General features: G+C 69.1%; 27 protein-coding genes, 3 pseudogenes and 1 riboswitch. Of the genes and pseudogenes, 16 read left to right on the top strand and 14 right to left on the bottom strand.

Annotated elements, in window-relative coordinates; genetic code table 11:
* Positions 1–5: 5 nt before the first annotated feature.
* The 4 genes and pseudogenes from ASC56_RS35825 (at position 6) to ASC56_RS35810 (ending at position 5,275) form a co-directional block, all read left to right on the top strand.
* Positions 6–2,777 carry a DEAD/DEAH box helicase gene (locus ASC56_RS35825; RefSeq protein WP_079102951.1) on the top strand — a complete coding sequence of 924 codons (2,772 nt, stop codon included), beginning with the start codon at positions 6–8 and terminating at the stop codon, positions 2,775–2,777.
* On the top strand, positions 2,774–4,114 hold the full coding sequence (locus ASC56_RS35820; RefSeq protein ID WP_055495785.1) for an SWIM zinc finger family protein: 1,341 nt from the start codon (positions 2,774–2,776) through the stop codon (positions 4,112–4,114). The genes ASC56_RS35825 and ASC56_RS35820 overlap by 4 nt, the downstream gene beginning before the upstream one ends.
* A 225-nt stretch (positions 4,115–4,339) precedes the next feature.
* Positions 4,340–4,456, top strand: a pseudogene (locus ASC56_RS42625) (deoxycytidine triphosphate deaminase); the annotation flags it as partial.
* A 459-nt stretch (positions 4,457–4,915) separates the two neighbouring features.
* The gene (locus ASC56_RS35810) at positions 4,916–5,275 is read left to right on the top strand and encodes an ATP-binding protein (RefSeq protein ID WP_055495783.1); all 360 of its coding nucleotides are present in this window, start codon (positions 4,916–4,918) and stop codon (positions 5,273–5,275) included.
* A 194-nt stretch (positions 5,276–5,469) separates the two neighbouring features.
* On the opposite strand, the gene ASC56_RS35805 is transcribed toward ASC56_RS35810, so the two are convergent.
* Positions 5,470–5,715: a hypothetical protein gene (locus ASC56_RS35805; protein ID WP_055495782.1), complete on the bottom strand. Its 246-nt coding sequence runs from the start codon at positions 5,713–5,715 to the stop codon at positions 5,470–5,472.
* A gap of 285 nt (positions 5,716–6,000) precedes the next feature.
* On the opposite strand from ASC56_RS35805, the gene ASC56_RS35800 reads away from it, so the two are divergent.
* From ASC56_RS35800 to ASC56_RS35760, 9 genes are all read left to right on the top strand, one after another.
* Positions 6,001–7,302, top strand: coding sequence for a magnesium transporter MgtE N-terminal domain-containing protein (locus tag ASC56_RS35800; protein ID WP_234377237.1), 1,302 nt, complete (start codon positions 6,001–6,003; stop codon positions 7,300–7,302).
* A gap of 362 nt (positions 7,303–7,664) precedes the next feature.
* Positions 7,665–9,257 (top strand): NRAMP family divalent metal transporter, encoded by a 1,593-nt coding sequence (locus tag ASC56_RS35795; RefSeq protein WP_055495781.1) that lies wholly within the window; start codon positions 7,665–7,667, stop codon positions 9,255–9,257.
* A gap of 149 nt (positions 9,258–9,406) precedes the next feature.
* Positions 9,407–9,580, top strand: a riboswitch (M-box (ykoK) riboswitch).
* Positions 9,581–9,896: 316 nt separating this feature from the next.
* Entirely contained in the window at positions 9,897–11,540 is a 1,644-nt protein-coding gene (locus ASC56_RS35790) for an Nramp family divalent metal transporter (RefSeq protein ID WP_055495780.1), read from the top strand.
* Between the two features lie 99 nt (positions 11,541–11,639).
* On the top strand, positions 11,640–12,011 hold the full coding sequence (locus ASC56_RS35785; protein ID WP_055495779.1) for a VOC family protein: 372 nt from the start codon (positions 11,640–11,642) through the stop codon (positions 12,009–12,011).
* Between the two features lie 106 nt (positions 12,012–12,117).
* On the top strand, positions 12,118–12,381 hold the full coding sequence (locus ASC56_RS35780) for a hypothetical protein (protein WP_055495778.1): 264 nt from the start codon (positions 12,118–12,120) through the stop codon (positions 12,379–12,381).
* 42 nt (positions 12,382–12,423) lie between these two features.
* On the top strand, positions 12,424–12,687 hold the full coding sequence (locus ASC56_RS35775) for a hypothetical protein (protein WP_055495777.1): 264 nt from the start codon (positions 12,424–12,426) through the stop codon (positions 12,685–12,687).
* Positions 12,688–12,731: 44 nt separating this feature from the next.
* Positions 12,732–13,100, top strand: coding sequence for a glyoxalase (locus ASC56_RS35770; RefSeq protein ID WP_055495776.1), 369 nt, complete (start codon positions 12,732–12,734; stop codon positions 13,098–13,100).
* A 52-nt stretch (positions 13,101–13,152) separates the two neighbouring features.
* Positions 13,153–13,890 carry an MgtC/SapB family protein gene (locus tag ASC56_RS35765; protein ID WP_055495775.1) on the top strand — a complete coding sequence of 246 codons (738 nt, stop codon included), beginning with the start codon at positions 13,153–13,155 and terminating at the stop codon, positions 13,888–13,890.
* A 108-nt stretch (positions 13,891–13,998) separates the two neighbouring features.
* Positions 13,999–14,448: a hypothetical protein gene (locus ASC56_RS35760; protein ID WP_055495774.1), complete on the top strand. Its 450-nt coding sequence runs from the start codon at positions 13,999–14,001 to the stop codon at positions 14,446–14,448.
* An 11-nt stretch (positions 14,449–14,459) separates the two neighbouring features.
* Here ASC56_RS35760 and ASC56_RS41425 read toward each other — a convergent pair whose 3' ends face one another.
* From ASC56_RS41425 to ASC56_RS35740, 4 genes are read right to left on the bottom strand one after another with little or no spacing between them, the layout of a single operon-like run.
* Positions 14,460–14,966: an AAA-associated domain-containing protein gene (locus tag ASC56_RS41425; RefSeq protein ID WP_055495773.1), complete on the bottom strand. Its 507-nt coding sequence runs from the start codon at positions 14,964–14,966 to the stop codon at positions 14,460–14,462.
* 55 nt (positions 14,967–15,021) lie between these two features.
* Complete coding sequence (locus tag ASC56_RS41420; protein ID WP_055495772.1) at positions 15,022–15,459, bottom strand: ATP-binding cassette domain-containing protein; 438 nt, start codon at positions 15,457–15,459, stop codon at positions 15,022–15,024.
* A gap of 46 nt (positions 15,460–15,505) precedes the next feature.
* On the bottom strand, positions 15,506–15,841 hold the full coding sequence (locus ASC56_RS35745; protein WP_055495771.1) for a transcriptional regulator: 336 nt from the start codon (positions 15,839–15,841) through the stop codon (positions 15,506–15,508).
* A complete protein-coding gene (locus tag ASC56_RS35740) occupies positions 15,838–16,305 on the bottom strand; it encodes a hypothetical protein (protein WP_055495770.1) in 468 nt (155 codons plus the stop codon). The genes ASC56_RS35745 and ASC56_RS35740 overlap by 4 nt, the downstream gene beginning before the upstream one ends.
* Positions 16,306–16,595: 290 nt before the next feature.
* Here ASC56_RS35740 and ASC56_RS35735 point away from each other — a divergent pair, with 290 nt between their 5' ends.
* Both ASC56_RS35735 and ASC56_RS35730 read left to right on the top strand, forming a co-directional pair.
* Positions 16,596–17,438: an ABC transporter ATP-binding protein gene (locus ASC56_RS35735; protein ID WP_055495769.1), complete on the top strand. Its 843-nt coding sequence runs from the start codon at positions 16,596–16,598 to the stop codon at positions 17,436–17,438.
* Positions 17,435–18,268, top strand: a complete 834-nt coding sequence (locus tag ASC56_RS35730) for an ABC transporter permease (RefSeq protein WP_055495768.1) — start codon at positions 17,435–17,437, stop codon at positions 18,266–18,268. The genes ASC56_RS35735 and ASC56_RS35730 overlap by 4 nt, the downstream gene beginning before the upstream one ends.
* 70 nt (positions 18,269–18,338) lie before the next feature.
* Here the strand turns inward: ASC56_RS35730 and ASC56_RS35725 are convergent, their stop codons facing one another.
* The 4 genes and pseudogenes from ASC56_RS35725 to ASC56_RS35710 all read right to left on the bottom strand — a co-directional run bounded on the left by ASC56_RS35725 (position 18,339) and on the right by ASC56_RS35710 (position 21,732).
* On the bottom strand, positions 18,339–19,019 hold the full coding sequence (locus ASC56_RS35725) for a hypothetical protein (protein ID WP_159039816.1): 681 nt from the start codon (positions 19,017–19,019) through the stop codon (positions 18,339–18,341).
* A gap of 513 nt (positions 19,020–19,532) precedes the next feature.
* Positions 19,533–19,964 (bottom strand): annotated as a pseudogene (locus ASC56_RS40975) (transposase); the annotation flags it as partial.
* A 167-nt stretch (positions 19,965–20,131) separates the two neighbouring features.
* Positions 20,132–20,485, bottom strand: coding sequence for a hypothetical protein (locus ASC56_RS35715; RefSeq protein ID WP_055495766.1), 354 nt, complete (start codon positions 20,483–20,485; stop codon positions 20,132–20,134).
* On the bottom strand, positions 20,482–21,732 hold the full coding sequence (locus tag ASC56_RS35710) for an IS256 family transposase (RefSeq protein WP_079102947.1): 1,251 nt from the start codon (positions 21,730–21,732) through the stop codon (positions 20,482–20,484). The genes ASC56_RS35715 and ASC56_RS35710 overlap by 4 nt, the downstream gene beginning before the upstream one ends.
* Before the next feature lie 135 nt (positions 21,733–21,867).
* Here ASC56_RS35710 and ASC56_RS35700 point away from each other — a divergent pair.
* Positions 21,868–23,067, top strand: a pseudogene (locus ASC56_RS35700) (IS3 family transposase).
* Between the two features lie 125 nt (positions 23,068–23,192).
* On the opposite strand, the gene ASC56_RS35695 reads toward ASC56_RS35700, so the two are convergent.
* The 5 genes from ASC56_RS35695 to ASC56_RS35680 all read right to left on the bottom strand — a co-directional run bounded on the left by ASC56_RS35695 (position 23,193) and on the right by ASC56_RS35680 (position 26,618).
* Positions 23,193–24,155 (bottom strand): polyprenyl synthetase family protein, encoded by a 963-nt coding sequence (locus ASC56_RS35695; protein ID WP_055495765.1) that lies wholly within the window; start codon positions 24,153–24,155, stop codon positions 23,193–23,195.
* An 18-nt stretch (positions 24,156–24,173) separates the two neighbouring features.
* Positions 24,174–24,413: a hypothetical protein gene (locus ASC56_RS42620; protein ID WP_234377236.1), complete on the bottom strand. Its 240-nt coding sequence runs from the start codon at positions 24,411–24,413 to the stop codon at positions 24,174–24,176.
* The gene (locus ASC56_RS35690; RefSeq protein ID WP_234377235.1) at positions 24,373–25,065 is read right to left on the bottom strand and encodes a squalene/phytoene synthase family protein; all 693 of its coding nucleotides are present in this window, start codon (positions 25,063–25,065) and stop codon (positions 24,373–24,375) included. The genes ASC56_RS42620 and ASC56_RS35690 overlap by 41 nt, the downstream gene beginning before the upstream one ends.
* A 111-nt stretch (positions 25,066–25,176) precedes the next feature.
* The gene (locus ASC56_RS35685; protein ID WP_055495764.1) at positions 25,177–26,016 is read right to left on the bottom strand and encodes a hypothetical protein; all 840 of its coding nucleotides are present in this window, start codon (positions 26,014–26,016) and stop codon (positions 25,177–25,179) included.
* Complete coding sequence (locus tag ASC56_RS35680; RefSeq protein ID WP_055495763.1) at positions 26,013–26,618, bottom strand: ABC transporter ATP-binding protein; 606 nt, start codon at positions 26,616–26,618, stop codon at positions 26,013–26,015. The genes ASC56_RS35685 and ASC56_RS35680 overlap by 4 nt, the downstream gene beginning before the upstream one ends.
* Positions 26,619–26,660 lie beyond the last annotated feature (42 nt).

The following is a 26,660-nucleotide window of genomic DNA, read 5'->3' as shown; positions in this document are numbered from 1 at the left end:
TGGTCCTGCCGCACGGTCGCGGAGGACGGCGACGGACCGTTCCCGCGGTGGTGTGCCCGCTCGCCGACGTTCTGCCGTTGCTGCTCGACGAGCCGCCGGAGCGGCTTACCGCGACAGGTGCCGCATGGCGCCACGCGGCCCTCTACGCGCTGCACATGACCGGCCGAGGGCTGTTGCTGCCCGGGCTGAGTGCCGGCGGGTACGACGCCTGGAGGCTGGGGCCGTTCTCGCAGGAGGACGCCGACTGGGTACGGGCATTGGCCGGATCTCTTGACCCCGCCGCGTACGCGACTCCGTTGCAGCAGGCGGGGCGTGGATGTACTCCGCTGCTTCTGCCGCATCCGTACGACCGGCTGCGTCTGTTCCTGGACGCGGTGGCCGACTTGCTGCCGCGCACGCCCGCCGCTGCCGCCGCTGCAGGGCAGGCCGCTTTCGCCGGCCGGGACCCAAGGCATCTGCCGGGGCTGTGGGGCTGGGCCGCCAAGGTCGCCGACGGTCGGGACGCCGGTGTCCAGCTCTCCCTCAGGCTTGAACTGCCGGACACGGAGGGGTACTTCGACAGCGCCGACGACGGCACGGGCGCGGGCACTGCGGACCGCCTCGGAGCGGCGGTGCGGTGTGTGCCCCAGGTGCGCTCGCTGGCGGATCCGTTGCTGCTCGCCGACCTGGCCGAGGTGCGATGTGGGACCGTGGACGGATTCGGTCCTCGTGACCGTGCGCGGATCGACGCGACGCTGCGTGCGGCCGCCGAGGTCTGGCCCGTACTCGCCGGACTGCTGGAACCGGCCGGGCCGGACGCACTGGACGTGGACGACGACGCCTTTCTCGCCCTGCTGGACGATGGCATCGGTGCCCTGGCAGGGATGGGTGTGGCGGTGCACCTGCCGAAGGACCTGGTCCGGGACCTCGTCGTACAGGCAGTCGTCGAGCCCGGGAGCGGTTCACCGGACGAAGAACCGGAGGGATCGGGCTTCTTCACACCCGACGCGCTGCTCTCCTTCCGCTGGGAGCTGGCGGTGGGCGACCGCACTCTCACCCCTGCGGAGCTCGACCGGCTGGCACAGGCCGGGCGCCCGCTGGTGCGGCTGCGCGACCAGTGGGTCGTCGTCGACGAGGCGCTGGTACGCAAGGCCCGGATTCGCTCACGCGAACTGGGCGCCCTGGAGGCACTGACGGCCGTCCTCACGGGCGAGGTGGCGGGCGACGACGGATCCGTCACCCCGGTGCGGCCGAACGGATGGCTTGCCTCCCTCCACGACCGGCTGACCGCACCGGAGCACGCCGTGGATGCCGAGCTGCTGCCTCCCGCCGGGCTGGAGGCCACCCTGCGCGGGTACCAGCTGCGTGGCCTGGCCTGGCTGGACCGGCTCACCCGTCTCGGCCTGGGCGCCTGCCTCGCGGACGACATGGGGCTCGGTAAGACGATCACCGCCATCGCCCTCCACCTGCGCCGGCAGGAGGATCCGAGGACGGCCTGCGGCCCCACCCTGGTGGTGTGTCCCGCCTCGCTGCTCGGCAACTGGGGGCGGGAGATCGACAGGTTCGCGCCCGGTACGCCCTGGCGCCGCCATCACGGATCCGCACGTGACCTCGGTGACTTCCGGCCCGGGGAGATCGTCCTCACCACCTACGGCACACTCCGCCGTGACCTGTCCGACCTCTGCGAGGCCGGACCGTGGGGACTCGTCGTAGCCGACGAGGCGCAGCACGCCAAGAATCCCGCCTCGGTCACTGCCAAGGCCATGCGCGCCCTCCCTGCCCAGGCCCGGGTGGCGCTCTCCGGCACACCGGTGGAGAACAACCTCACCGAACTCTGGTCGCTCCTGGATTGGGCCACGCCCGGTCTGCTCGGCCCGCTCACCGCCTTCCGGGACCGCTACGGCCGGCCCGCCGAACGCGCCGCCCGCGGCAGCGAGGCGGAGGCTGACGCGGCGGCCGCCGGACGGCTCGGCCGCCTCATCCGCCCCTTCGCGCTGCGCCGCCGCAAGTCCGACCCGGGCATCGCCCCCGAGCTCCCGCCCAAGACCGAGACCGACCACCCAGTCCGGCTGACCCGGGAACAGACAGTGCTGTACGAGGCACAGGTACGGGAGTCGATGGACGAGATCCGCAACGCACAGGGCGTCACCCGGCACGCCCTGGTCCTTAAACTCCTCACTGCCCTCAAACAGATCTGCAACCATCCCGGCCACTACCTGAAGGAGGACACGGCGGCCCGCCTCACCGGACGCAGCGGCAAACTCGAACTCCTCGACGAACTGATCGACGTCCTCCTGGCCGAGAACGCGTCCGTGCTGGTCTTCACCCAGTACACGCGGATGGCGCGGATGCTGGAGGCGCATCTGGCCCGGCGCGGTGTGCGGACGCTCCTGCTGCACGGCGGGACACCGGTGCACCGCCGCGAGGAGATGGTCGACGCCTTCCAGAGGGGCGAGGTCCCGGTGTTCCTGCTCTCTCTGAAAGCAGCCGGCACCGGCCTCAACCTCACCCGGGCGTCCCATGTCGTCCACTACGACCGCTGGTGGAACCCCGCCGTCGAGGACCAGGCCACCGACCGCGCCTACCGTATCGGCCAGACCCAGCCGGTCCAGATCCACCGGCTGATCACCGAAGGCACCGTCGAGGAGCGCATCGCACAGCTCATCTCGTCCAAGCGAGACCTGGCGGACTCGGTCCTCGGCGGAAACCGGGGAGAGGCCGCGATCAGCGACCTGACCGACGACGAACTCGCCGACCTGGTCGCCCTGCACACCACCGCCGACCGGAGCAGCCGATGAGCCGCAACGGCACAGGGAAGCGCACCGTTGATCTGGTCCTCCCGAAGCCCCCGCCGGTACCGGGACAGCGGAAGCTGACGGACGGGCCGTGGGGCATCCTGTGGATCGCCGCCCTGGAAAGTCCCAGCAGACGTGACTCCGGGCACGCGGCCAGGCTCGACCGTGCCCGCACCTATGCCCGGCGCGGGGCGGTCGGAGACATCACCGTACGCGCGGGCGAACTGTCCGCCCGGGTCACCGGTAGTGGCCGCCGCCCGTACAGGGTCACACTCCGCGTTCCCGAACTGCTCGAGGCGGAGGTGGACCGGCTGCTCGAGGCATGGACGGACGACGTCGAGGCCGCCGCCGAACTGTCCCGCGGGGAGCTCGGCGAGGCAACCGCGCGCATCGCCGTCTCCGAACACATCGCCCTGGTACCCAGGCCCGGCCTCACCGACTACGAGTGCACCTGCCCTGACTGGGGCTTCCCCTGCAAACACGCGGCAGCGGTCTCCTACCAGTACGCGCGGGCCATCGACGCCCGCCCCGACGCCCTCCTGCTGCTCCGCGGCCACCACTTGGACTTCGTGCGGGAGGAAGCAGCGCTCCGGTGCGCCGAACGCGAGGCCGCCGCTGCCGAACAGGCCGCTGAAGAAGCGGAACTGACCAGGGCGGGCGCGGCTCGCGCAGTCCCGGCTGGCGAGGCGTTCGCGCGGGCCAGGCAGGAAGGCGGACTGCCTCCCCTGCCGGAGCTTCCCGCCCCGGAGACCGGGCCCGTCACTGTCGGGCCGTTCCCGGATCCGGGCCACGAGGACAGCCTTGTGGCCCCCGACCGGCTGCGCACGCTGGTCGACGACGCCGCCCACCGTGCCACCGACGCCTACAGCCACGCGGTCGCCACCGGAGGAGCCCCCGCCGCCCGGCTCTGGCTCGACACCGACCCCTGGCTGGACACCGTCCGGCGCGCGGCACGAGCGGACGGCGATCCTCGCGTCGTCGGCCGCCTGCTGAACAGTTCAGACCAGGCGCGTGCACGGCTCGCGCGGGAAAGCGCGGCGTGGAAGCACGGGGGCCAACCCGCACTGGCCGTCCTCGACGGAGGCCAGGTGCCACCGCGTGCCGCGGAGACCGCGGCACGCGAACAACTCCTCACCCGACCGCTTCCCGGCCTGCCCGACCCTCCCCTGCTGCGCCGCACCGGCGGCCGCCTCCAATTGGTCGGTCACGACATCGAGCTGCGGTACGGACCGGACGGTCACTGGTACCCGTTCCGCAAGCAGTCCGGCCAGTGGTGGCCGGCCGGCCCTCCCTCCCAGGACGCCGTGGAGGCTGTGCTGCCAATCCTGCCGGGGACATGACCGGCCGGATTAGCTCCGATACCTCGTCCGGTGGATCACTCGGGGGCGACTACCGCCCGTCCATGCCCACCAGCACACCGCAGGCCCGACCGACCGCAAGCCCTCGAACCATGTTCTTCGTCTCCACCGGCGACATCGACCTCTACTGCGGCAAGTACCAGGCCGCCGTGGGGCCGCAGGAGTCCGCTACTGGCGGGACGCCGCCACCGTCCGGGCGGTGGCCTCGTGATCCTGACCGGACCCGCCATCGCCGCCGCTGTCGCGGCGGGCGAGATCACCATCGATCCCTTCGAGCCCTCCCGTCTCTCGCTGAACGCCTACGATTGGCGTCTCGGCTGCACCAGCATCCAGCCGAGCGGCGAGCGCGGCTGTCTTGTGTTCCCGTTGTGCTACGCCAAAGCGGCCCACCGCGATTGCCAATCCTGCCGTTCCCGCAACGCCGACGAGGACGTCCGTGTCCAGCATTTGGCCGCCGGGGTAGGTCTGTCCGCACAGCCGCACCGCAGCCGGTGAGGTCGCCGCGGCCTCCAGGCATAGACGTGCGCCTACCCGCACCTTCGGCACCTCGTGCAGGTCCAGGCTTTCCGACGCGAACTGGCGGTCGTCCACGGTGTAGGAAACGTGGACCGCTGAGCCGCCCTTGGGGTGGGAGGTCACGCGGTCAACGAGCCCGGAGGTGCGCACCGGCGCCCGGTCGATGGCAGCGGCTCCGTGCATCTGGGACCATGCCGAGAACCCGGCCGCTCCGGCAATGCCGCAGGAGGCAAGCGCCAAGTCCGCACGGAACTGAGTCCCGCACCCGTGGAGGGCGACGTCCCGCTGCTCTCCCAACTGGTGAGCAATGTCGTCACCAACGCCGTCCGCCACAACGTGCCGCACGGAGAGCTGTTCATCGCAAGCCGCCACGATCGTGCCGACGGCCGCAGTCAGCTCATCGTCTCCAACACCGGTCCGGTACTCGACGACGCCACGACGGCGGACCTGTTCAAGCCGTTCCGCCGGGGCACACCCCGCTCGGGCGGGCCACGAGGCAGCGGACTGGGCCTGTCCGTGGTCAAGGCCGTGGCGGAGGCCCACCGCGGCTCGGTCGATGCGCGGTGCAGGAAGGGCGGCGGCCTGGAGATCCGGGTGAGCCTCCCCGATCGGCGCATCTCTGCCTGATCACGACCGCCGCCCGCCCGCCGGGGATGCCGGTAGCCAGGCGGGCGACGGGTGTCGGTCGGGTGGGCCTGACCTGACTCCCGCCCTGTCGTCACCCTAGGAACCTGTCGGTGGGCCATGGGTGAGGTGAGAGAGCGTCTCCACGGCTGCGGCCACCAGCAGAGCGTCCGGTGAGTCATGGGTGAGTCGTGGTCTTACCGGTCCGACACCGCGCCTGCCGTACCTCTTGTCGTGTCCGGGGCGGACGTCCCGCCCCCTTCTCGTACGGAGGTGGCCGTCAGGACGAAGGCGGGGAGGGCGGCGGCGAGCGGCACGCGGCTGATCATCGGTCGTTCAGTGGCGGGGGCGCTGTGGAGTACGAGCCGTTCCACCAGGCCCAGGCTGATGGCGCTCAGCAGCGCCAAGGTCTCGCCGGCCTTTCGCCGGTGTGACGTCTTCATCGGGCGTCTCCTCGGCTCCTCGCCTGCTGCTCACCATCCTGACGCGATGCCCAGGCGTTGTCCTGGGACCGTCCGGCTCTTGCCGGTGTGCTGGATCAGCCGTTCGGGGCCCGTGTCCCATGATGCCGATTAGTTCTGTTTGGGATGGATTATGGGTGTACGGCTCCGTTGCGTCGGGCAGACAGCAGCTCACGCGCGGGGTGATTCCGAGGTTGGCAGGGCAGAGAGATGACCGTCAGTCCGTCTTCGTCGCGGCCGCCGGCGCACGAGGAGCAGACGCCCGTCGTGCGTCTGTCGTCACTGGTCAGGCGCCCTGTGGCGGACCGGGGCGGTCGGGTGCTCGGCCGTCTGGCCGATGTGATCGTCCGGCTGCGTGGCGTGGACTATCCGCTGGTGACGGGGCTTGTGATCGGTGTGGGCCGTCGTGAGCTGTTCGTGCCGATCGAGCAGGTGGCGGCTCTCGACGGCCGAGAACTAGTCAGGCTGGAGAGTGCCCGGCTGGATCTGCGTCGGTTCGAGCGGCGTGGGGGCGAGGTGCTGCTGCGCGCGGATGTGCTGGGGCACCGGCTGATCGACGTCGCCGAGGCGCGCCTGGTGCGGGCCTCGGACGTGGAGCTTGGCTACCGTAACGGGCAGTGGCTGGTGTCGTGTGTGGACACCCGTCGGCCTCATCGGCTGCTGGGGATCTTCCGGGAGCGGCCCTCGGGACACGCGTGCCGGGACTGGAAGGCGTTCGAGCCGCTGATCGGGCACAGCCGCAGTGTGCTGGCCCGTCGCCCCACGGCCCGCATCCGGCGGCTGCGGCCGGCGGAGATCGCCGACCTGCTGGAAGACGCCTCTCGGGACGAGGAGCGCGAGATCCTCGGCGACGTGGGGCAGGACCCTGAGCTGGAGGCGGATGTCTTCGAGGAACTGGAGGAGGACCGGGCGTCCCGGCTGCTGGGTGCCCGGACGGACGAGGAGATCGCCGGCGTGCTGGCCCGGATGCGTGCGGACGACGCGGCCGACGCCATCGGCGATCTCCCGCAGGACCGCCGTCGTCCGGTGCTGGATCTGATGCCGGCAGGTCAGCGCGCGAAGGTGCTGACCTTGATGGGGTTCAACCCCGACAGCGCAGGCGGTCTGATGGGCGTGGACTTCCTTGCGCTGCCCCCGGACGCGCCGGTGGGGGAGGCCGTCGCGGCGGTCAGGAGAGCACGCCGGTTGCAGCCGGAGGCGTTGACCAGCGTGTACGCCGTGGACGAGGACGGGCGGTTGCTCGCCTTCGCTTCCCTGGTCGCCCTCCTGCAGACGGATCCCGGGGCGCGGCTGGCGGAGGTGAGTGAGGCGGACCCGGTGCGGGTCGGGCCGGATACCGATCTGGTGGACGTGGTGCTGCTGATGACCGACTACAACCTGGTCGCCCTGCCGGTGGTGGACGAGGACGGGGTCCTGCTCGGCGTCATTACCGTCGACGACGTGTTGGAGGCGACGCTGCCGGAGGACTGGCGGCGCCGTGAGGTGGCCCCGCCGCCTGACGCGCACCGCACCGCGGGGTCCAGCGGCACCCCCACGGCTGGGGTGCAGGATGCGGGGCCCCCGTCATGAGCGAGCCCCGGCCCGAACCGAGCTCGCCGCAGACGCCTAGGCCCGGCTCGCCGTCGGACCACGGGTCTCCGCCGGACCACGCCTCTTCAGTCGACCGCGGACAGTCACCCGTGCACGGCCCACCCGCACCCGGTGGGCGCCCTCCGGCGCCGGCCAACCGACCCGTCGGCTCCGGGACGCCGGAAGCCCCCGCACCCCCGCACGCCGCACCGCCGCACCCAGGCACGCCGGGCGAGCATGGCGGCGCCACCCACGAGCCCACCGCTGTCCCTACTCGCCGGCCCGAGCCCACTCCAGCCGGTACTGCCAAGCAGCCGCCCACCCCGGTACCCGCGTCACGTCCGCGTGCCCGCCCGACCGCAGTGCTGGACGAAGCCCACCTGGGCGACATCGAGGGCGCCCTGGGACGCATCCGGCTGGAGGAGGCCGACGCCGGCCGCAGCCTGAAGCGGCGGCTGCTGACCTTCCTGGCCATCGTCGGTCCCGGTCTGATCGTGATGGTCGGTGACAACGACGCCGGGGGGATCTCTACCTACGCGCAGGCGGGCCAGAACTACGGCTACAGCCTGCTGTGGGTGCTCCTGCTGCTGATCCCGGTCCTCATCGTCAACCAGGAGATGGTGGTGCGGCTCGGCGCGGTGACCGGTGTCGGGCACGCCCGGCTGATCAACGAGCGGTTCGGCAGGTTCTGGGGCTGGTTCAGCGTCGGTGACCTGTTCGTGCTGAACTTTCTGACGATCGTCACCGAGTTCATCGGCGTCTCGCTCGCCCTGAGCTATTTCGGTGTCAGCAAGTACATCGCCGTACCCGTCGCAGCCCTCGCCCTGGTCGCGATCACCGCGACCGGCAGCTTCCGCCGCTGGGAGCGCGCGATGCTCGCCTTCGTCGGGGTCAGCCTCCTGCTCGTGCCGTTGGCGCTGCTGTCGCACCCGCGCTATGGCTCGGCCGCCTACCACCTGGTCGTCCCCGGCGTCCAGGGCGGCATCACTTCCGAGGCGGTCCTGCTGATCATCGCTATCGTCGGCACGACCGTCGCTCCGTGGCAGCTGTTCTTCCAGCAGTCCAACATCATCGACAAGCGCATCACGCCACGGTTCATCGGGCATGAACGCGCCGACACCGTGCTCGGCTCTCTTGTCGTGGTCGGCGGAGCCGTCGCGATCGTCATCGTGGCCGACTACGCCGTCCGCGGCACCGGCGCGGCCGGGCACTTCATCGACGCGTTGGGGATCGCGAACGCGCTGGGCGCGCACAGCCGCGTCCTGGGAGCCCTGTTCGCTGTCGTGCTGCTGGATGCCTCCATCATCGGCGCCGCGGCCGTCACCCTGGCTACCAGCTACGCCTTCGGTGACGTGTTCAACCTGCGCCACTCCCTGCACCGCAGCTTCGGCGAGGCCAAGGCGTTCTACTCCACCTACGCCGGCATGGTCCTGGTCGCCGCCGCCATCGTGCTCATCCCTCGCGCGCCTCTGGGCCTGATCACCACCGCCGTGCAGGCCCTGGCCGGGCTGCTGCTGCCGTCCGCCAGCGTCTTCCTGCTCCTGCTGTGCAACGACCGGGCGGTTCTCGGCCCCTGGGTCAATCCGCGCTGGCTCAACATCCTGGCCGCGGTCATCATCTCGGTGCTCCTGATGCTGTCCGGGGTCCTCGTCGCGACCACCCTGTTCCCGTCGCTGAACACCACCCAGGTCGCCGTGTGGCTCGCCGGGGTCCTGGTCGCCGGACTTCTCGCCGCCGGAGCGTGGCTGCGCATCGTCCGCGCCCGCCGGCCACCGGCTGCGCCCCGGGCGCCGGAAGTCCCCCGCGCCGAACGCGAGAGCTGGCGCATGCCGCCTCTCGCCCTGCTGGAACCGGTCGTCTGGTCGCCCGGTCTGAAACTCGGGATGAGCCTGTTGCGCGGCTACCTGGTCATCGCCGCGCTGTTGCTGCTGGTCAAGGCGATCCAGCTCGGCTGAGCAAAGGCCGCCCGGAACCCGCCGGCCGCCAAGGGCTCCAGGACGGCGCTGCGGACCATGGCCGACATCACACCACGGCGGCGTCAAGAGCCCATCAAGAAGTTGCGAGGTCGCGCAATCGCGGGTCTAGACTCTTAGAGGTTTGAAGAAAGGCACCTCGTTCGGTGAGGCGTCTTCACGGACACAGGCCACTGACCCCACGACGTCGAGAGACGCCCAGGGTCAGGACACCTCTCCCCGGCCTAAGGGGTGAGGCCAAGTGGCTTCCCCGCCAAGGGGATTACGCCGTGGAGTGCCAAAGCTCTGACGAGTTGGGGTGTACCGGCCACCGTCGTGTGGGCCGGTCCGCTCCTTGCCGAGTCGATGACGACGCGCGCCGTACGCGTCCCCGGCCGGAAGGAGGCGAGAGACATGGACTGCAGTTGCAGTAGTCCGGGCCATAGTCGGCCCCATCCCCGCTTGTCCTCGCATTCTTCCGGCACGCGGTAACCACCTTCCCTGCGCGGATTCCCGTCCGCGTCCTGCGCTCCCGCACGGCCATGCGCCGTGACGGGCTGCTGTCCTGCGCGCTCGCGCAGGGGGGATGACGGCCGCGTGCCCCCAATACCTCCCCCGCTGGGGGGATTTGGGAGGTACGCCATGACCAACACGACCATCGACACCAGCGCCGCGGCATCTCGCGCGGCCGTCCTGGACGACGCCCACATCGGCGACATCCAGGGCGCCCTCGGCACCATCCGGCTCGACGACACCGCACCCCGCATCGGCCTGTCGGCCAAGCTGAAGACCCTCCTGGCCATCGTCGGGCCCGGCCTGATCGTCATGGTCGGCGACAACGACGCCGGCGCCTTCGCCACCTACGGCCAGGCCGGCCAGAACTACGGCACCCACCTGCTGTGGACCCTGCTGCTCCTGGTCCCGGTGCTGTACGTCAACCAGGAGATGGTGCTGCGCCTGGGCGCCGTCACCGGCGTCGGCCACGCCCGCCTCATCCTGGAGCGGTTCGGCAAGTTCTGGGGCGCGTTCTCCGTCATCGACCTGTTCCTGCTCAACGCGCTGACCCTGGTGACCGAGTTCATCGGCATCACCCTGGCCACCGGCTACCTGGGCCTGCCCAAGGCCGCCTCCGTCGTACTCGCCGCCGCCATCATCATCGCCTCGGCGTTCACCGGCTCCTTCCGCCGCTTCGAGCGGATCGCCATCATCCTGTGCGCGGCCTCGCTGCTGCTGGTGCCGATCTACTTCATGGTCCACCCGCATGCCTCCCAGATGGCCCGCGACTTCGTCGTCCCGAACATGCCCGGCGGCACCGGCCAGCTGTCCACCGTCATGCTGCTGATCATCGGCATCGTCGGCACCACGGTCGCCCCCTGGCAGCTGTTCTTCCAGCAGTCCTACGTGATCGACAAGCGCATCACCCCGCGCTTCATGAAGTACGAAAAGGCCGACCTGTGGATCGGCATCGCCGTGGTCGTCATCGGGGCCGCGGCCATGATGGGCTTCACCGCCGCGGCATTCGCCGGCACCCACGGCTTCGGCCAGTTCACCGACACCGCCGACATCGCGCACGGCCTCGAAGCCAAGGCGGGCAAGCTTGCTGGGGTGCTGTTCGCGATCGCGCTGCTGGACGCCTCGATCATCGGTGCCTTCGCCGTGTCCCTGTCCACCGCTTACGCCATCGGCGACGTCTTCGGCATCAAGCACTCCCTCCACCGCGGCGTGAAGGGAGCCAAGGGCTTCTACGCCGTCTACGCCGGCCTGGTCGCCACTGCCGCAGCGATCGTGCTCATCCCCGGCTCCCCGCTGGGCCTGCTCACTGAGGGCGTCCAGACCCTCGCGGGTGTCCTGCTGCCCTCCGCCAGCGTGTTCCTGCTCCTGCTGTGCAACGACAAGCAGGTCCTCGGCCCGTGGGTCAACGGCCCCAGGACCAACGCGTTCACCGCCGCGGTGGTCGGCATCCTGGTCGCCCTGTCGATCATCCTGACCGCCTCGGTGCTCTTCCCGGACATCTCCGCGACCGCGATCCTCGACATCATGGCCGCCTGCGGCATCGTCGGGGTACTGGCCGCGGGCTACGCCTTCACGCGCCGCCGTACGGGCACCAAGGAGGACCCGATCGACCGGACCGGCAGGGACACCTGGCGCATGCCCGCACTGGAGACGCTGACCCGGCCGACGATGTCCACCGGCCGCAAGACCGGCATGGGCGCCCTGCGCACCTACCTCCTCGTCGCCATGATCCTGGTCGTCATCAAGATCGTCCAGGTCGCACTCGGTCACTGACCGTCATCCGGTGTCCGGGGCGGAGCACGCCGTGCCCCGGACCATGGGCCAATGGCTCCAGCCCCTTTTCGAAGCAGCCGAAGCAGAGGTGTGTTGGTGATGCTCGCCGCGCTCGACTACGTGCAGCTGGCCGCCCCGGCCGGCTCCGAGGACGCCCTACGCGGTTTCTATCTCACCGCGCTGGGGATGACCGAGATTCCACAGCCTGCGGGGCCGGCTCGGCTCGGCGGTTGCTGGTTCGCAGCCGTCGACGGCGGTCGCCTGGAGATCCACATCGGCATCGAGGACGGGTTCCGCCCGCCGCGCAGGGCTTATCCGGCGGTACGGGTGACCGGTCTCGACCAGCTCGCCGCCCGCCTCCAAGCCCACGGCGCGCCTGTTGTGTGGAACGTCAGCCTGCCGACGCACCGCCGGTTCTACACCCAGGACCCGGTCGGCAACCGCCTGGAATTCCTCGAACCCCTGCCGTAACCGGGCACCTGGACGGACCGCGCCGGGGCCGTGCGCAACGGAGAGATCGAGGCCCGCCACCGTAGCCGTGCGCTCATGCGCCCTTCCCGCACATGGGAGGCTTTCCATGAACCCCTCCACACTCACCGTGCTGTATCTGTCCCTGGCCGCCGGGACCGAACGCCCCTACCTGATCGAGGACCCGACTCCCGAGGCACTGGCCGCGGGGGCGGTGTTCGACCCGTGGGTCCATTTGACCCATTTGCTCACCCAGCAGGGCCGCGACCCCGACTGGCTCGCCCGCTTCACGGGGCTGCCACCCGCAGCCGTCCACCGGATCACCGAGGCCGCCCGGCAGTCCCAGCCTGCTCTTTCTCACCAGCCCTGTTGACGTGCAGAAGCGCGTACGCGCCCGTCCCTGGAGGTGACTTTCATGTCCGCACTCACCCACCACGGCGTCCGGCACACCACGTCCGTCCGGCCCGTCGGTGCCCTGCTGTCCTTCTTCACCCGCGTCGTCCGGCGCCTGGCCGACAGCCCGCTCGACCACACCGTGCTGCACGCGGCCCCCGCCCGCACCTCGACGCCGCTGCGGGCGGCCGGCTTCGGTCCGGGACGGCCGCACGCCCACTGGCACACCGTCACCGGTCCTGACGGCCACCGTCGGCTCGAAGCCCGCTGGCATGGCGGCGCGTAAGAGCCCGCCCCCTTGTTCAATGCTGCTTTGGAGGAGTCCTGGCCATGCTGGCGACCCTTGATCACGTACGGCTGACCGCCCCGGAAGGATGCGAGCCGCTGCTGCGCACCTTCTACGCCGACCTGCTCGGTATTCAGGAGGTCACCGGACCTCCGGTGCTGGCGGTACGAAGCGCCTGCTGGTTCACCGGCGAACACGGCGGCGCCCAACTCCACCTCGGCACCGAGACCCCGTTCCTGCCCGGCACCCGAACCCACCCCGGCCTGCGCGTCCACGACATCGACGCCCTCGCCGACCAGCTCGGCACCCACCGCGTACCCGTCGTCTGGGACGACCAACTCCTCGGTCACCGCCGCTTCTTCACCCTCGACCCTGTCGGCAACCGGCTGGAATTCCTCCAGCCCCTCACCTGACCACCCGCCACGCGCCGTCGCATGCCGACAGGCCCTTGCAAGGAGGTGCGCCATGCACGCCCTGACCACGACCGACTTCCTGATCCGGCTCGCCACCGGGGTAGCCTGCGGGGCGCTCATCGGCGTCGAGCGCCAGTGGCGGGCCCGGATGGCGGGCTTGCGCACCAACGCCCTGGTCGCCACCGGCGCCACCCTGTTCGTGCTCTACAGCGTCGCCGTCGGCGACCCCGGCAGCCCCACCCGGGTCGCCTCCTACGTCGTGTCGGGCATCGGATTCCTGGGCGGCGGCGTGATTCTCCGCGACGGCGCCGGGGTACGGGGCCTGAACACCGCCGCCACCCTGTGGTGCTCGGCCGCCGCCGGTGTCCTGGCCGCCTCCGGCCGCCTCGCACTGGCCGCACTCGGCACCCTCACGGTCCTCGCCGTGCACCTGGTCCTGCGGCCCGCCGGACGACTGCTGGACCGCGCCCCGGCCGGCGGAACCGACCCCGACGCCACCGCGCGGGCAACCGTGCACGTGGTGTGCGAGCGCCAGGCCGAGACCCACGTGAGGGCCCAGCTGCTGCAGGCCCTCACCGCCGGCGCGCTGGCCCCGACCGGGCTGCGGGCCCGCCGCGAGGACGACGACCAGGCCACCAGCCTGCGCGCCACCGTCACCATTCCCGGCCAGGTCGCCCCCGCCCTGGAACAGGTCATCGCCCGCCTCTCCCTGGAACCAGGGGTGCGCGACCTGCACTGGCACCTGGAGGACGAGGAAACCGAACACGACCGGCCCCGCGTGCTGGCCTGACCACACACCGCGAGGCCCCGTACGAATCCCGTAAGAGGACAGTCGGCCCAACGACACCCGGACCGCGCACAGACCACGATGGAAGACGGAAGTAGGAGGGAGACGGCGATGAGGCCCCTGCCCCACCCGTACACCGGCGAGGGCACCGCCGTACTGGGTGTCCTGCTGCTGACCGCGTTGGAGATGACCGCGCTGGCCACCGCCCCGCGCGCCGACCGCCCGATCGTCGCCGGCGCCCTCGTCGGAGCCGCCACCGCAGCCTTCGTCGTGGTCGCGGCCGTCGTGCACAGCCACCACCGGGCCCAGCGAGAGGCCAAACGGCAGCTGACCGAGACGGTCGACGAGTCGTGGTTCACCAGCGGCGCCCTGGACGGCTTCCCCATGGACGCCATCCGCCCACTCCTGCTCACACCCGACGCACCCAGCCTGAACCATCTCTACTCCGCGTGGATCTTCGCCACCCACGGGCACGACGCCGCCTGGCTGGAACACAACCTCGACCTGCCCGCAGGCATCGCCCACCTACTGGCCGACGCTGCCGAGCGCGAGCGGAACTGACCCACCCGCGGCTACAGGTACTTCTGAGCGCCGGGTTCGAGAGTGAGCCTGGCGTCGTCGCGGTCGTAGTCGTACAGCTCGGCGTAGCGGCCCCAGTCGATGGCGGTCTGAAGCTGGCTGCGGGCCTCTTCGGCGGAGAAGCCGCGGCGGAGCAGGTCGAGGAAGAAGCCCTCGCGCAGCGTGTTGCCGTCGGTCGCGGCCAGGGCCTGGACGATCGCGCGGACCAGCGGGGCGTGCTTGGCCGCGTGGCGGGCGAAGAGCTGCTTGCTCGTGAGGATGTCGGCGGCGGCGAACTCCCGCCCGGCGTCGGTGATGGCGATGTCGGCACCGTCGATGCGGGCCAGCTGGAGGAGCACGGCGGCGTCGACCAGGGGCAGCAGGTCGTCGATCTCGAAGCTCAGCTCGTCGGCGATCTCTGCCAGGCCGTCCTGTCCGCCGCGGGCGACGAGGATTTCGAGCAGACCGGCGAGTCCGCCGACGCTGACGTCCGGCAGCGGCGTGTTGGTCGGCGCCGGCATGGGACGCGCGGCGGCTGCTGCGGGAGCAGCCTCCACGGCTGCCGCTGCGGCTTCCTCACGGCCGGTGAGGATGTCGTAGACGGTGTCGACGATGGACTCGAAACGAGGGCTGTTGCGATCGCGAGGCCGGGGGAGATCTGAGCTCGGCCTGGATCCGCCCGGGGTTGGAGGACAGCACCAGGATGCGGTCGGCCAGCAGTACCGCTTCCTCGATGTTGTGGGTGACGATCAGGATCGACTTCACCGGGGCCTCGTGCCCCTCCCACAGGCCGACCAGTTCGTTGCGCAGGTTCTCGGCGGTGAGCACGTCCAGGGCGGAGAAGGGCTCGTCCATCAGCAGCGCGTCCGGTTCCACGCCGATGCCGCGGGCGAAGCCCACGCGCTGGCGCATGCCGCCGGACAGCTCCTTGGGGTAGGTGGACTCGAAGCCGTCCAGGCCGATCAGGTCGATCGCCTTCAGCGCGCGCTCGCGGCGCTCGTCGTCGGCGTACACCTGAAAACACCCCGTACTCCGACATCAGGACCCGCAAGCAGCTTGGTTAACTGGAGGTGCCCAACGTCGAACCGAGTGCAGCGGCATCGGCGGCGATGCGCTGCAGGGCAGCGAGATGTCCGGCGAGAGCGGTACGGCCCTCATCGCTCAGGCTGAGCCAGGTGCGCGGACGTTTGCCCACATAACCCTTCCGGACAGTGACGTAGGAGGCCGACTCCAGGGCAGAAATGACCTTGCTGAGAGCCGAATCGGAGACCTGGCAGCCATCGCGGACCGCGCTGAACTCTGCCTCGGCGCAGCCGGAGAGGAAGGCCATGATGGCCAGCCGGGTCGGATGCTGGATCAGCGGGTCCAGGGCAGGGGGCGAGGCGTCGCTGCTCATGAAGAGGCCCCCGTTCTGCGCTCACGTCGCAGAACGAGCCAGTTCACCAGACCGCCGCCGAGACCGGCTGCGATCACGAACGCGCCCAGATGCCAGAGCAGGGCCGCTATCGCGGCAGCTACCAGGACAGCTGCGTAGGCGCCGATCAGCACTTGAGGACTCACCGAGCGCGGGGAGACCTGAATGATGCCAGGGCGCCTCTCGAAGCGCTGCGCGAGCAGGCAGTGTGTGCCCACCAGCAAAGCAGCTGCCAGTTCCAGCGCCGACGCCAACTTCCACGAGACGTGGGGCAGGGCCCACTGAAGACCGAGAAGCCCGAGGCCGACCGTGAACAGAAGGCCACTCGTGGCGGGATACCAGGCGGGCAGTGAGCGTGCCGGCCGCGCGGCGGCCGCTCTGGCTGCTTCAGCAGCTCCCAGCGCGGCACGGGCCTGGGCGGCGGTCGGGCGCGGGATGTCATCCATGGTCTTCTCCAGCCGCGAGCGGGGTACTACTGGAATCCTGGCATTTACTTTCTCGCTAGGCAAGTACTAGCGTAGGGGGCAGGCAGACGGTGTCCCCTGGCCCTGTCAGCGTGCGACACCCTGCCCATCCCACGACCAACACGCCCGCAACCAGACCCGGCAGGCCACATCAGGGGGACAGAAACGTGCCACACCCGGTATCCCAAAAGAGCCGGCAGCGCGAAGCGCCGGCAGCATCACCGACCCACGGAGACCTGCAAGACACCGTCATTCAGACCACCGGCCTGCGCATGCGCTACGGACAGCGCGACGTTCTCGACGGTGTCGACCTCCACATCCGCCGCGGTGAACTCTTCGGACTCCTGGGCCCCAACGGTGCAGGCAAGAGCACCACCATCGAGATCCTCGAGGGTTACCGTCGGCGGTCGGCCGGGCAGGTGAGCGTCCTCGGTCAGGACCCCGAGACCGGCGACGCCGCATGGCGGGCCCGCATCGGCATCGTGCTGCAAAGCAGCCGCGACCACGGCCGATGGCGCGTTGCCGAACTGCTGCACCACCTCGCCCGGTACTACCCCAACCCCTTCGATGCGGCGGAACTGCTCGACACCGTCGGCCTCACCGAGCAGGCCGACCAGCAGATGGCGAAGCTGTCAGGCGGCCAGCGACGCAGGCTCGATGTGGCACTTGGCGTCATTGGCCGCCCGGAGCTGCTGTTCCTTGACGAACCGACCACCGGCTTCGATCCCGAAGCCCGCCGCGACTTCCACACCCTGCTGCGCACACTGCGGGACGAACGCGGCATGACCATCGTCCTGACTACCCACGACATGGCAGAAGCCCAGCAGCTCGCCGACCGGATCGGCATTCTCCAGCGCGGCCGCCTCGCCGCCTGCGGCAGTCTGCGCGAACTCGCCGCCGCCGCCCGGGCCCGGTCCGAAGTCCGCTGGACCGATCCCGCCGGCACTCCACAACGCGTGATGACAGCAGACCCTTCCCAGACTGCCTGGGAGCTGCACCAGCAGCACGACGGCCCGGTCCCCGATCTGGAAATACGCCGCCCCACTCTGGAAGACACCTACCTCGACATGGTCGCCACCGAGGTCGCCTCCAACAACGCCAAGGAGGCGTCGTGAGCCCCATCCGACTCGGCCTCGCCCGAGGAGCCCTCGAACTGCGTCAGGTACTGCGCAACCGCAAGGACCTCTACTCCTACCTGGCAACACCCGTCATATTCCTCGGCGTTGCATCCTGGCGCTCCGACGGAAGGACACCAGAAACCACCGATCTGATGCTCGCCGGCGGCGTCGGTGCCACGAACGTCATGTTCGGGCTCATGACGGTCCCGCAGTTCCTCTTCGGCGACCGCGAAGACGGAACCCTGCTGCGGCTGCGAGGCATTCCCGGCGCGATGGCCGCCTACCTCACGGCCAAAACCGTATTCGTCCTGGCCAACATCGCCATGGCGGTCGCATTGTTGCTCGCCGGCGGAAACCTGATCCTGGGAGCCAGCCTGCCCAGCGCCCCCGCTCAGTGGCTGACCCTCATCTGGGTCGTCACTCTCGGCATCGCAGCGGTCGTGCCGGTCGGTGCGGCCATAGGCGCGCTTCTGCCGCCCGCCAGGGAAGCGCTCGGCCTGTACATGATGCCCATCATGATGCTGATGTTCGTCTCCGGAGCGTTCTCCCCGCTGAAGAACCAGCCGACGTGGGTACAGCATCTCGCCTCGGTGTTCCCCCTGCGGTGGATCGCACAGGGCGTACGTTCAGCGCTCCTGCCCGACCACGCCAAGGCTCAGGAACTCGCCGGCGACTGGCAGCACCTAACGATCATTGGCGTACTCGTCACATGGACGATCGTCGGATTCATCGCGGCGCCCGCCCTGCTGCAGCGGATGACCCGACGTGAATCCGGCAGCCGGATGTCGGATCGCGAGACGAAGCGCCTTGCGAAGGCCGCATACTGAACGGGAGTCAGCGCGATCTGTTTGGCCTGCACGCCGGAGAGCAGGCCAAACAGGTCACACCATCGGACGATTAAACGACCAGATCTCGTGCCACGAGAGCGGCCTCCACGCGGCTCGTCACACCCAGCCGCTCATAGAGATCGGCGACGCGGCGATGAAAAGTGCGCAGCGAAACACCCAATTCCCGGGCCCTGGTTGTGTCCTTCCCAGGACCCGTGATCAGCAAAAGCAGCTGCTGATCCTCCGGCGAGAGGTCGAGGCGATCCCCTATGAACACGTCAAAATCCACAGCTTGCCGCCACGCGAGGCGATAGAGAGCAGCCATGTTGCATACAAGCCCCGGCTCCTCCGTCTCGATGGCCGCCCTCTCGGGGTCCCCCGGCTCATCAGCAATCAAAGCCGTCCGCTTGTCCGCCACCAGGACATGGCTGTCCAGCTCGTCGGCAAGTCGTACCGTGGCTCCGTCTGCACTGACGCGCCGCATGAACGCCGCCACATGCGCATCGTCGAGTGCGGCCTTGGAAGCAAGAAAACGGATCCGCACACCCCGACGCAAGCAGCGCGACGAGAGATACGAATAGAGGCTGAATCCCTCCGCTCCCAGGCGCTCGAAGCGGACCGCACACCAGACGTCGAGCCGCGCCTCAGAAAGGATCCGCTCAGTCGCTCCGTTGACCTGCGTCGCACCGCTCAGCCGTCTGGAGCTGACCTCATCGCTCTGGCACGGCAAGGAACCATCATTGGTGAGCACTTGGGCTATCGGCATATCATCCCCCACGGGCCGCCCCGCTCGTCCAATTGGTCAGTTGGCGCAGGGTTTCGATCATAGACAATCGCGAAGGATCATCACCGACCATGCACCTCCTTCCCGCCACCCCCACGACTGCAACACGTTGAAGGATTGACCTCTTGCCGGCCTTGACCGGAACGGACTGCCACCGACCGTCAACTGAGTGTGTGGACCACCCGACGAGTCACAACACCCCGCGTTAGATAACCGCAAATATTCAAGAAGCCGCATGTTTCTAGACCTGCCGGAGGCCCGTATGTTCATATTTCAGCCCGAGCGACCCAATCCGCTTGCCCACCTAGTACTGCAATCACAGTTATGGGGTTTGGCCTCGGCGTTTGTAGTGACTCAACCGGGCGCGGGTCTGGCTGAGCCGTCTCCACCATGACCAGTGCAGATGGTGGGTCGGGGTGAGGTGTTGTGGGCGGAGGAGCAGTCCGATCAGACGGCGGATCTCCGCGACGGACAGGGGTATCAGGCGGGTTTGTCCAAGATCGCTGCCCCCTTTGACAGCTCCTGGGCACGGATGGCGGTCAGTGCGGCGAGTGCGGCCATCGACAGGGTGATGTGTCGGTACCAGGCGTCGTAGCGGCGGACCTGGTAGTGGTCCAGGCCGCACTCGTTCTTCGCGGCCTGGAAGGATTCCTCCACCTGCCACCGGGCTCCGGCCACCCGGGCCAGGTCCTTCAGCCGGGTGCCGACCGGGCCGTAGCAGACGTAGTAGGCAATCTCGGTGGGATCGAAGAGGCTGCGGCGGGCCAGAACCCAGTGGCCGAAGCCGTTCTCCCACCAGATCCGGATCGGAACCCGGGCCCAGTCGTAGAGGCGCTGTCCGTGGGCGCCCGGGCCGGCGGACAGGCGCTTCCACGCCTGCCGCGGCAGGCCAGCCACCAGGGCGTCGACCCGGACATCGGCGCCCCGGGTGGTGATGACGGTGTCGTTGAACCGCCCCGGGTCAGGTGGAGGCTCGATTCCATGTAAGGATTGAGTCATGGCACGACCCTCCCGTTACCCGCTTGAGCTCCGCCGTCGTGCGGTGGAGGAATAGTCAAGACCTGTGGATTCGGCGGGGTTCAGGGATAGCGCGGGAGCCCGCCGAGGTCCGGGAGCTCGTCCTCGAAGTCGCAGGCGGCAACGGCGTCGAAGCCGTGGTTCCAGACTGCTTTGAGTACGCGTGACACTGCTTCGACGAGGAGGGAGCCGGGGTCGTCGGCTTCCGCCTCGATCGTGAACGGCCATCCGATGAAGTCTTCGGCCAGCCCGTCGTCCGGGTTGGGCCGGATCTCGAAGATCATCCGACCTGAACGGATCGTGTAGTGATCGTCGGCGAGGGCTCCGAGAGTTGCCGCGACGAGCGCGGTCACAGACTCGCGATTGCCGCCTCGCAGATAGATCTGGCAGTCTCCGTAGTCCTTCGTCGTGTTCACGCGGCCTGCTCCTGTCGCTCGACCAGGACGCCGTTCTCGAACCGGGCGCCGGTGCGGACCAGGGCGACGAGGTGGGCGCCGGTGATCGCGCGCCAGCGTGTCTGGGCGGACTCGACGAGCTTGAACACCATCGCGAGGGCTGCGGCCGGGCTGCCGGCCCCGCGGGTGACCTTGGTGCGGAGCTTGACGGTGGAGAAGGTCGACTCGATCGGGTTCGTGGTCCGCAGGTGGATCCAGTGCTCGGCCGGGAAGTCGTAGAACGCCAGCAGCTCGTCGCGGTCCTGGGTGATCTTCGCGACGGCTTTGGGCCACTTGGCGCCGTAGGTCTTCGCGAACGCCTCGATCGCCTTCTCGGCGTGCGCGCGGTCCTCGGCGTTGTAGATCTCCTGCATCGCCTTCGTCGCGCCCGGCTGTGCGGACTTCGGCAGGGCGTTCGTGACATTCCGGGCCTTGTGGACCCAGCACCGCTGGTGGCGGGCAGCCGGGAACACCTCCGCCAGGGCCTTCCACAGCCCCATTGCGCCGTCGCCGACGACCAGCTCGGGATCGCGCATGCCACGCCTGCGGCAGTCGCGCAGCAGGTCGGCCCAGGACTCGGCCGACTCACGCAGCCCCTCTGTCAGCGCGATCAGTTCCTTGGTGCCGTCCAGGCGCACGCCCATCAGCACCAGGACGCAGGAGTGCGCCTGCCCGAGGCGGACCTTGGGGTGCACCCCGTCGGCCCACACGTACACGTAGTCGGACTCGGCGAGGTCGCGCTGCTGAAAGGCGGCGTGGTCGTCCTGCCACTGCTTCGTCAGCCGGGTCACGGTCGCCGGCGACAGCCCGGCCGCCGAGCCGAGGAACTGCTCCAGCGCGGGCACGAAGTCCCCCGAGGACAGGCCGTGCAGATACAGCAGCGGCAGCACCTCACTGACCTTGGGCGACTTACGGCACCACGGCGGCAGGATCTTCGAGGAGAATCGCATCCGCTCGCCGGTGGCCGCGTCCACCCTCGTGTCGTTCACGCGCGGGGCCGTGACCTCGACGGGACCTGCGGCGGTGGTCACGGTGCGGGGCCGGTGGTGGCCGTTGCGGACCACCAGGCGGCGCCCGGCCTCGTCCGTCTGGTCGGCCAACTCGGCTATGTACTGGTTGACTTCGGCCTCCAGCGCGGCGGCGAGCATCCGCCGGGCGCCCTCACGGACGATCTCGTCGATCAGGGAGCCGGACTCGGTGGAACCGTCGGCATTCACTACGCTGAGCACGGGCGTGCCTTCCCGACCCGCGCTGCGAACGCGGGCCTACTCGGTGACTTGTAGATCATTCGGGAAGGTACGCCCTTCGCGTCCCGTCCCGAAGGCCGATCCACAAGTCCTGAGCATTGCTCCGTGCGGGTGCGCATGGTCGCCGAAGTGCGCGACGACTACCCGAACGAGACAGCGGCCCTGCAGGCGGTCACGGACAAGCTCGGCATCGGTTCCCGTGAGACGCTGCGGAACTGGGTGAAGCAGCATGAGATCGACGCGGGGCAACGTCCGGGGACGACGACGGAGGAATCCGCCCAGATCAAGGCGTTGAAGAAGGAGAACGCCGAGCTGAAGCGGGTGAATGAGATCCTGAAGGCCGCGGCAAGTTTCTTCGCGGCCGAGCTCGACCGGCCACACACGCGCTCGTAGCGTTCATCGACGAGCACCGGGACCGCTTCGGCGGTGTCGAGCCGATCTGCAGGACGCTCACCGAGTACGACTGCAAGATCGCCCCTTCCACCTACTACGCCCACAAGAATCGACTGGCAGCCCCGTCCGCACGATCGGTGCGGGACGCTCAGCTCAAGGAACTGATCAGCCAGGTCCACACCGCCAACTACCGTGTCTACGGGGCGAGAAAGGTCTGGCGTGAGCTGAACCGGCAGGGACGCGTCGTGGCCCGGTGCACCGTCGAACGCCTCATGCGTGAGATGGGCATCCAGGGGGCCGTCCGCGGCAAGCGTGTGATCACCACGCTTCCCGGCGGCCAGGTCGAGCGAGCTCCCGACCGTCTCGACCGCGACTTCGTCGCCGCCGCCCCCAACCGCTGCTGGGTGGCGGACTTCACCCACGTGAAGACCTGGTCGGCGACCGTCTACGTCGCGTTCGTCGTGGACACCTTCTCCCGCCGGATCGTTGGCTGGTCGGCGGCCACCGTCAAGGAGACCGTCTTCGTCTTGGACGCCCTGGAGATGGCGATCTGGCAACGCGACCGCGAGCAACAACCCATCCGACCAGGCGAGTTGATCCATCATTCGGATGCCGGGTCGCAGGGCGTCGTTCAGGCTCGCCGAGCATCTGGACGCCGCCGGCATCGCCGCGTCCATCGGTTCGGTCGGCGACGCCTACGACAATGCCCTGATGGAATCGGCGATCGGCCTGTATATAACCGAGTTGATCAAACCCCAGCGGCCCTGGAAGACGCTTTCCCAGGTCGAGCTGGCCACCGCCGAATGGGTCGACTGGTACAACCACCGCCGACTCCACGGTGAGATAGGCCATATCCCGCCCGCCGAGTACGAAGCCAACTACTACACGGAACTCACGAAACCCCAGGCCACAACCACAACCTGAGATCTCTACCGAACCCGGGGCGGTTCAGTGTTCAGCTCTTTCTCGAAACCCTGAGGCTGTTGTGGGGCTGGTGCGGCAGTAGAGATCGAGGGGGCTTGGCCCAGCCGTGCCGGACAGGCGCGCTGTCAGCGCTGGCGGTCGGCTGCTGATGTGGCCATTGCGGCGAGCTGGGTGGAGCCCGGCAGTCCGGTGAGTTCGGCGCGTGCTTGTTCGGCGCTGGAGGATGCCATCCGGGCCGCCTGGCTGAGAGCGCCGGTGCGTGTCAGCACGGCGAGGACGTCTCGGTGTGCGGTGACGGGATCGGTGCCGTCGCGGAATACGGTGGCCAGGAGGTTGCGGTCGGCTTCGTCGGCGGCTTCGTAGGCGAGCAGGACGGGCAGGGTGGGTTGGAGGTTGGCGACGTCGCTGGTGGCTGTCTTGCCGGTGCGCTGGTCCTCGGCGGTGTAGGGGAGCAGGTCGTCGCGGATCTGGAAGGCCATGCCGAGCTGTTCTCCGTACTGGCGCAGGGCCTGGTGCTGCTGTGGGGTTGCTCCGGCCAGGATTGCCCCGGCCTGGCAGGCGGCGCCGGTCAGCACAGCGGTCTTGGCCTGCATGATGCTCAGGGCCGTCGGCGCTCCGCAGGTCAGGTCGCCGCGGATTTGCATTTCGCGCATGATGCCCTGGCACATGTGGCGTAGGGCGTCGACGGTGATCCGTGCTGCATGGAGCACGCGCTCGGCGGGGCCGGAGCTGAGCATGGCTGCCATTCCGGCCATCGACAGTCCGTCGCCTGCTACCAGGGCTTCGGCGAGGCCGTACTGCTCGGCGGTGGAGGCCCGCCCGCGGCGTACCGGGTCCTGGTCGATGATGTCGTCGTGGACGAGGCTGGCGACGTGCAGGCATTCCATGCCGGCCGCGAACGCCAGCACCTGCTCGGCGGTGCCGCCCACGGCTTTGGCCGACTCCATGCACAGGACCGGGCGCAGGAGCTTGCCCGGGGGGAACAGGGCGTCCAGGCAGGCCAGCTCCAGCGGGCTGTCGCCGCTGCCCACCCAGCGCAGCAACTCGGCTTCGATCAGGGCGATCTCTGGGCCCACAGCGATGGTCATCGCGCATCCTTCCACGGGTCAGCAGGGGATCGCGGTGCGCATCAGAGGGCGCCACACGTTGAGGAGTGTGCCCAGAGGTGGCCGGGCCGATCGGTGCAGTACATCCGGGCCTGCGGCCAGCACTCGGGTGATGAGCAGCGCGGCGTGCTCGCCCAGAGTGTGGGCGAACAGGCTTACGGGGCTGTGGTCCAGTTCAACCATCCAGGCGGAGACCCGATCAGTGACGCGCGCGGCCTCGAACGCGGTGAGGTCGGCCATAGCCGGTGTCCAGCGTTTGGCCTTGAGGTCTGCAGGAGCCAAACCGGTCGAGATCTTCCAGTGGCAGGTACAGACGCCCGTCATCAAGGTCTTCTGACAGGTCACACAGCACATCGGTTACCTGGCAGAGCACGGCGAACTCGCGTATGAGTGCCTCTACTTCCACACATTCGGTGGCTGTCATCGTCCGAAACAGGCTGGCCCAGCCACCGGCGTTCAACTGCTCAGCCCACTGGCGCAATTCCTCGAAGGTGGCGAAGTCACGGAAGTCGACATCGCGCTGCATCGCGGTGAACATGTCCTGGATCTGTGACAGCGGCATGCCGAAGGTTTGGTAGGTGTGCACGAGGGCATGCAGGACAGGGTCGGGCGAGCCACCGCCAGCGAAGGCCGCGCTGGTGGCCTCCGCGAAGGCAGCCAGTCGGCGCTGCCGGTCCTCGACCGGGCCGCTATCCGCGTAGGCGTCAGCACGAGACGCGTGTGCGCCAATTGCCATCATGTGAGGCCGAACTGCTGCCGGAACGCCGCGCGAGATCAGCCAACGGGGGATCCCTCCGTCGAGGTTGGCCAGCTCGCGCGCGCACACGGTGTAGCAGTGCCGAAGGACGGGATCAGTGATACCCGCCGCGTCCAGCCAACGCCTTACCAGCATCTGTGAACCCTTTCTGGTCAACCGGCACCCTTCCGGAGCCAGGACTCGCTCTGCGATGAGGGCGCGAGGTATCCCTCGAGGCGCTCGTGACCCGTCGCACCGGGATGCTGCTCAGCGGGTCGTCGACGTGGCCCGGGCCGGGCGCGCAGGTTGCCGGTGCCTGGGTGGCCATGGCAGACGGAAGGGAGGTCTTGCGGTCAGGGCGTTTTTGGTGCGGCGGTGGAAGGCGAGCAGGCCCAGGAGTGCGGCGCCGGCGAACCACAGGATCTGGACGGCCAGATTGCCGGGCAGGGGTGTGTGGGTGAAGCCTGCCGCGGTGGCAGCCTGCATGGTGCCGTAGGTAGGCAGGAAGTCCACGGCCGTGCTGTTGCCGCCGCTGGCCAGCGGGCTTTGCAGGCCGACATCGACGACGCTGGTCATGACCAGGGCGAACATGCCCTCCACCTCCCGGTGCAGCAGGGAGGCGAAGACGACGCCGAGTACCCCGTAGGTCATCGCTCCGCAGAACAGGGCCGCGGCGAGCTGCACGGGCTGACGCGGGCTCCAGGCCGTGCAGATCACCGCGGTGGCATAGGCGGCGATGGTGCCCGAGGTCAGGGTCAAAGAGGTGGTCTTGGCCAGGACGAGATGGATGCGGGGGTAGCCGGCCATGGCCAGACGGCGGTCGAATCGTCCGCCGTTGAACGTGGCGGCGAACATCATGAACCCGGTGATCAGGGTGACGGCGTTGATCGCTCCGGTGATCTGCGTGATCTGGTTGCCGGCCGGTGCCAGGAGCCGGCCCGTCGCGCGCAGCCTGAACGTCACCGTCCTGCTGGGGATGACCGCGTAGGCCAGGCTGACCCAGGAGGGGATGAACAGGGCGACCAGAACCATGGCGAGCCTGTTGCGGGCGTGCTCGATCAGGTCGAAGCGGCACGCTGTGACGAACAGATGCAGGTGTCGCCTCATGCCGGCACCGCCGTCGCGGGGTGCAGGACGCCGCCTTGAAGCCGCCACAACTCATCCAGGCGCTCGGCGTCATAGGCCAGGTGCGAGACGACAAGAACCGAGCGGCCCGCGTCACGAAGCCGTGCCGCCAAGTCCCAGAACCACAGGTAGGTGTCCCAGTCGAAACCCTGGTAGGGCTCGTCCAGCAGAAGCACCTGCGGGTCATGCATCAGCGCCAGGGTCAGGTTCAGCTTCTGACGGGTCCCGCCACTGAGCAGGCCGGCCCGCTCATCGGCGTACTCCGACAACCGCAGCACCTCCATGGCCTCCTCCGCATGTCGAAGATCCGGCAGCCCTCGCGCGACGCGGAAAAACTCCAGATGCTGCCGCACGGTGAGCGCGTCGTTGACCACTACGTCCTGTGGGCAGTAGCCGAAAGTGCCCCCGTGACGGACCGTTCCATGCTGCGGGCGTAGCTCACCGGACAAGATCTTCAACAGCGTCGATTTGCCCGCACCGTTCTCCCCGACGATCCCGGCCAGCAGACCAGGCCGCAGGTCAAGGTCTAAGCCCCGCAGAACCTCGCGACGGCCGTACGCGTGACGCACGTCCCTGACCTCCACCGCACCCCCCGGGCCCGTAGACCGTGCCACGCACTCGCCGCT

Origin of the sequence: Streptomyces sp. TP-A0356, assembly GCF_001417775.1 — a bacterium.
Classification (GTDB): domain Bacteria; phylum Actinomycetota; class Actinomycetes; order Streptomycetales; family Streptomycetaceae; genus Streptomyces.
The sequence above is the reverse complement of the archived record's forward strand: the minus strand, read 5'-3'. Positions and strand labels throughout refer to the sequence as shown.

Excerpts from the sequence above, each read along its gene's own strand:
- ASC56_RS35820 (WP_055495785.1), top strand. The coding sequence starts at position 2,774 with ATGAGCCGCAACGGCACAGGGAAGCGCACCGTTGATCTGGTCCTCCCG.
- ASC56_RS35805 (WP_055495782.1), bottom strand. The coding sequence starts at position 5,715 with ATGAAGACGTCACACCGGCGAAAGGCCGGCGAGACCTTGGCGCTGCTG.
- ASC56_RS35790 (WP_055495780.1), top strand. The coding sequence starts at position 9,897 with ATGACCAACACGACCATCGACACCAGCGCCGCGGCATCTCGCGCGGCC.
- ASC56_RS35785 (WP_055495779.1), top strand. The coding sequence starts at position 11,640 with ATGCTCGCCGCGCTCGACTACGTGCAGCTGGCCGCCCCGGCCGGCTCC.
- ASC56_RS35780 (WP_055495778.1), top strand. The coding sequence starts at position 12,118 with ATGAACCCCTCCACACTCACCGTGCTGTATCTGTCCCTGGCCGCCGGG.
- ASC56_RS35775 (WP_055495777.1), top strand. The coding sequence starts at position 12,424 with ATGTCCGCACTCACCCACCACGGCGTCCGGCACACCACGTCCGTCCGG.
- ASC56_RS35770 (WP_055495776.1), top strand. The coding sequence starts at position 12,732 with ATGCTGGCGACCCTTGATCACGTACGGCTGACCGCCCCGGAAGGATGC.
- ASC56_RS35765 (WP_055495775.1), top strand. The coding sequence starts at position 13,153 with ATGCACGCCCTGACCACGACCGACTTCCTGATCCGGCTCGCCACCGGG.
- ASC56_RS35760 (WP_055495774.1), top strand. The coding sequence starts at position 13,999 with ATGAGGCCCCTGCCCCACCCGTACACCGGCGAGGGCACCGCCGTACTG.
- ASC56_RS41425 (WP_055495773.1), bottom strand. The coding sequence starts at position 14,966 with ATGCCGGCGCCGACCAACACGCCGCTGCCGGACGTCAGCGTCGGCGGA.
- ASC56_RS35745 (WP_055495771.1), bottom strand. The coding sequence starts at position 15,841 with ATGAGCAGCGACGCCTCGCCCCCTGCCCTGGACCCGCTGATCCAGCAT.
- ASC56_RS35740 (WP_055495770.1), bottom strand. The coding sequence starts at position 16,305 with ATGGATGACATCCCGCGCCCGACCGCCGCCCAGGCCCGTGCCGCGCTG.
- ASC56_RS35735 (WP_055495769.1), top strand. The coding sequence starts at position 16,596 with ATGCGCTACGGACAGCGCGACGTTCTCGACGGTGTCGACCTCCACATC.
- ASC56_RS35695 (WP_055495765.1), bottom strand. The coding sequence starts at position 24,155 with ATGACCATCGCTGTGGGCCCAGAGATCGCCCTGATCGAAGCCGAGTTG.
- ASC56_RS42620 (WP_234377236.1), bottom strand. The coding sequence starts at position 24,413 with ATGGCCGACCTCACCGCGTTCGAGGCCGCGCGCGTCACTGATCGGGTC.
- ASC56_RS35690 (WP_234377235.1), bottom strand. The coding sequence starts at position 25,065 with ATGCTGGTAAGGCGTTGGCTGGACGCGGCGGGTATCACTGATCCCGTC.
- ASC56_RS35685 (WP_055495764.1), bottom strand. The coding sequence starts at position 26,016 with ATGAGGCGACACCTGCATCTGTTCGTCACAGCGTGCCGCTTCGACCTG.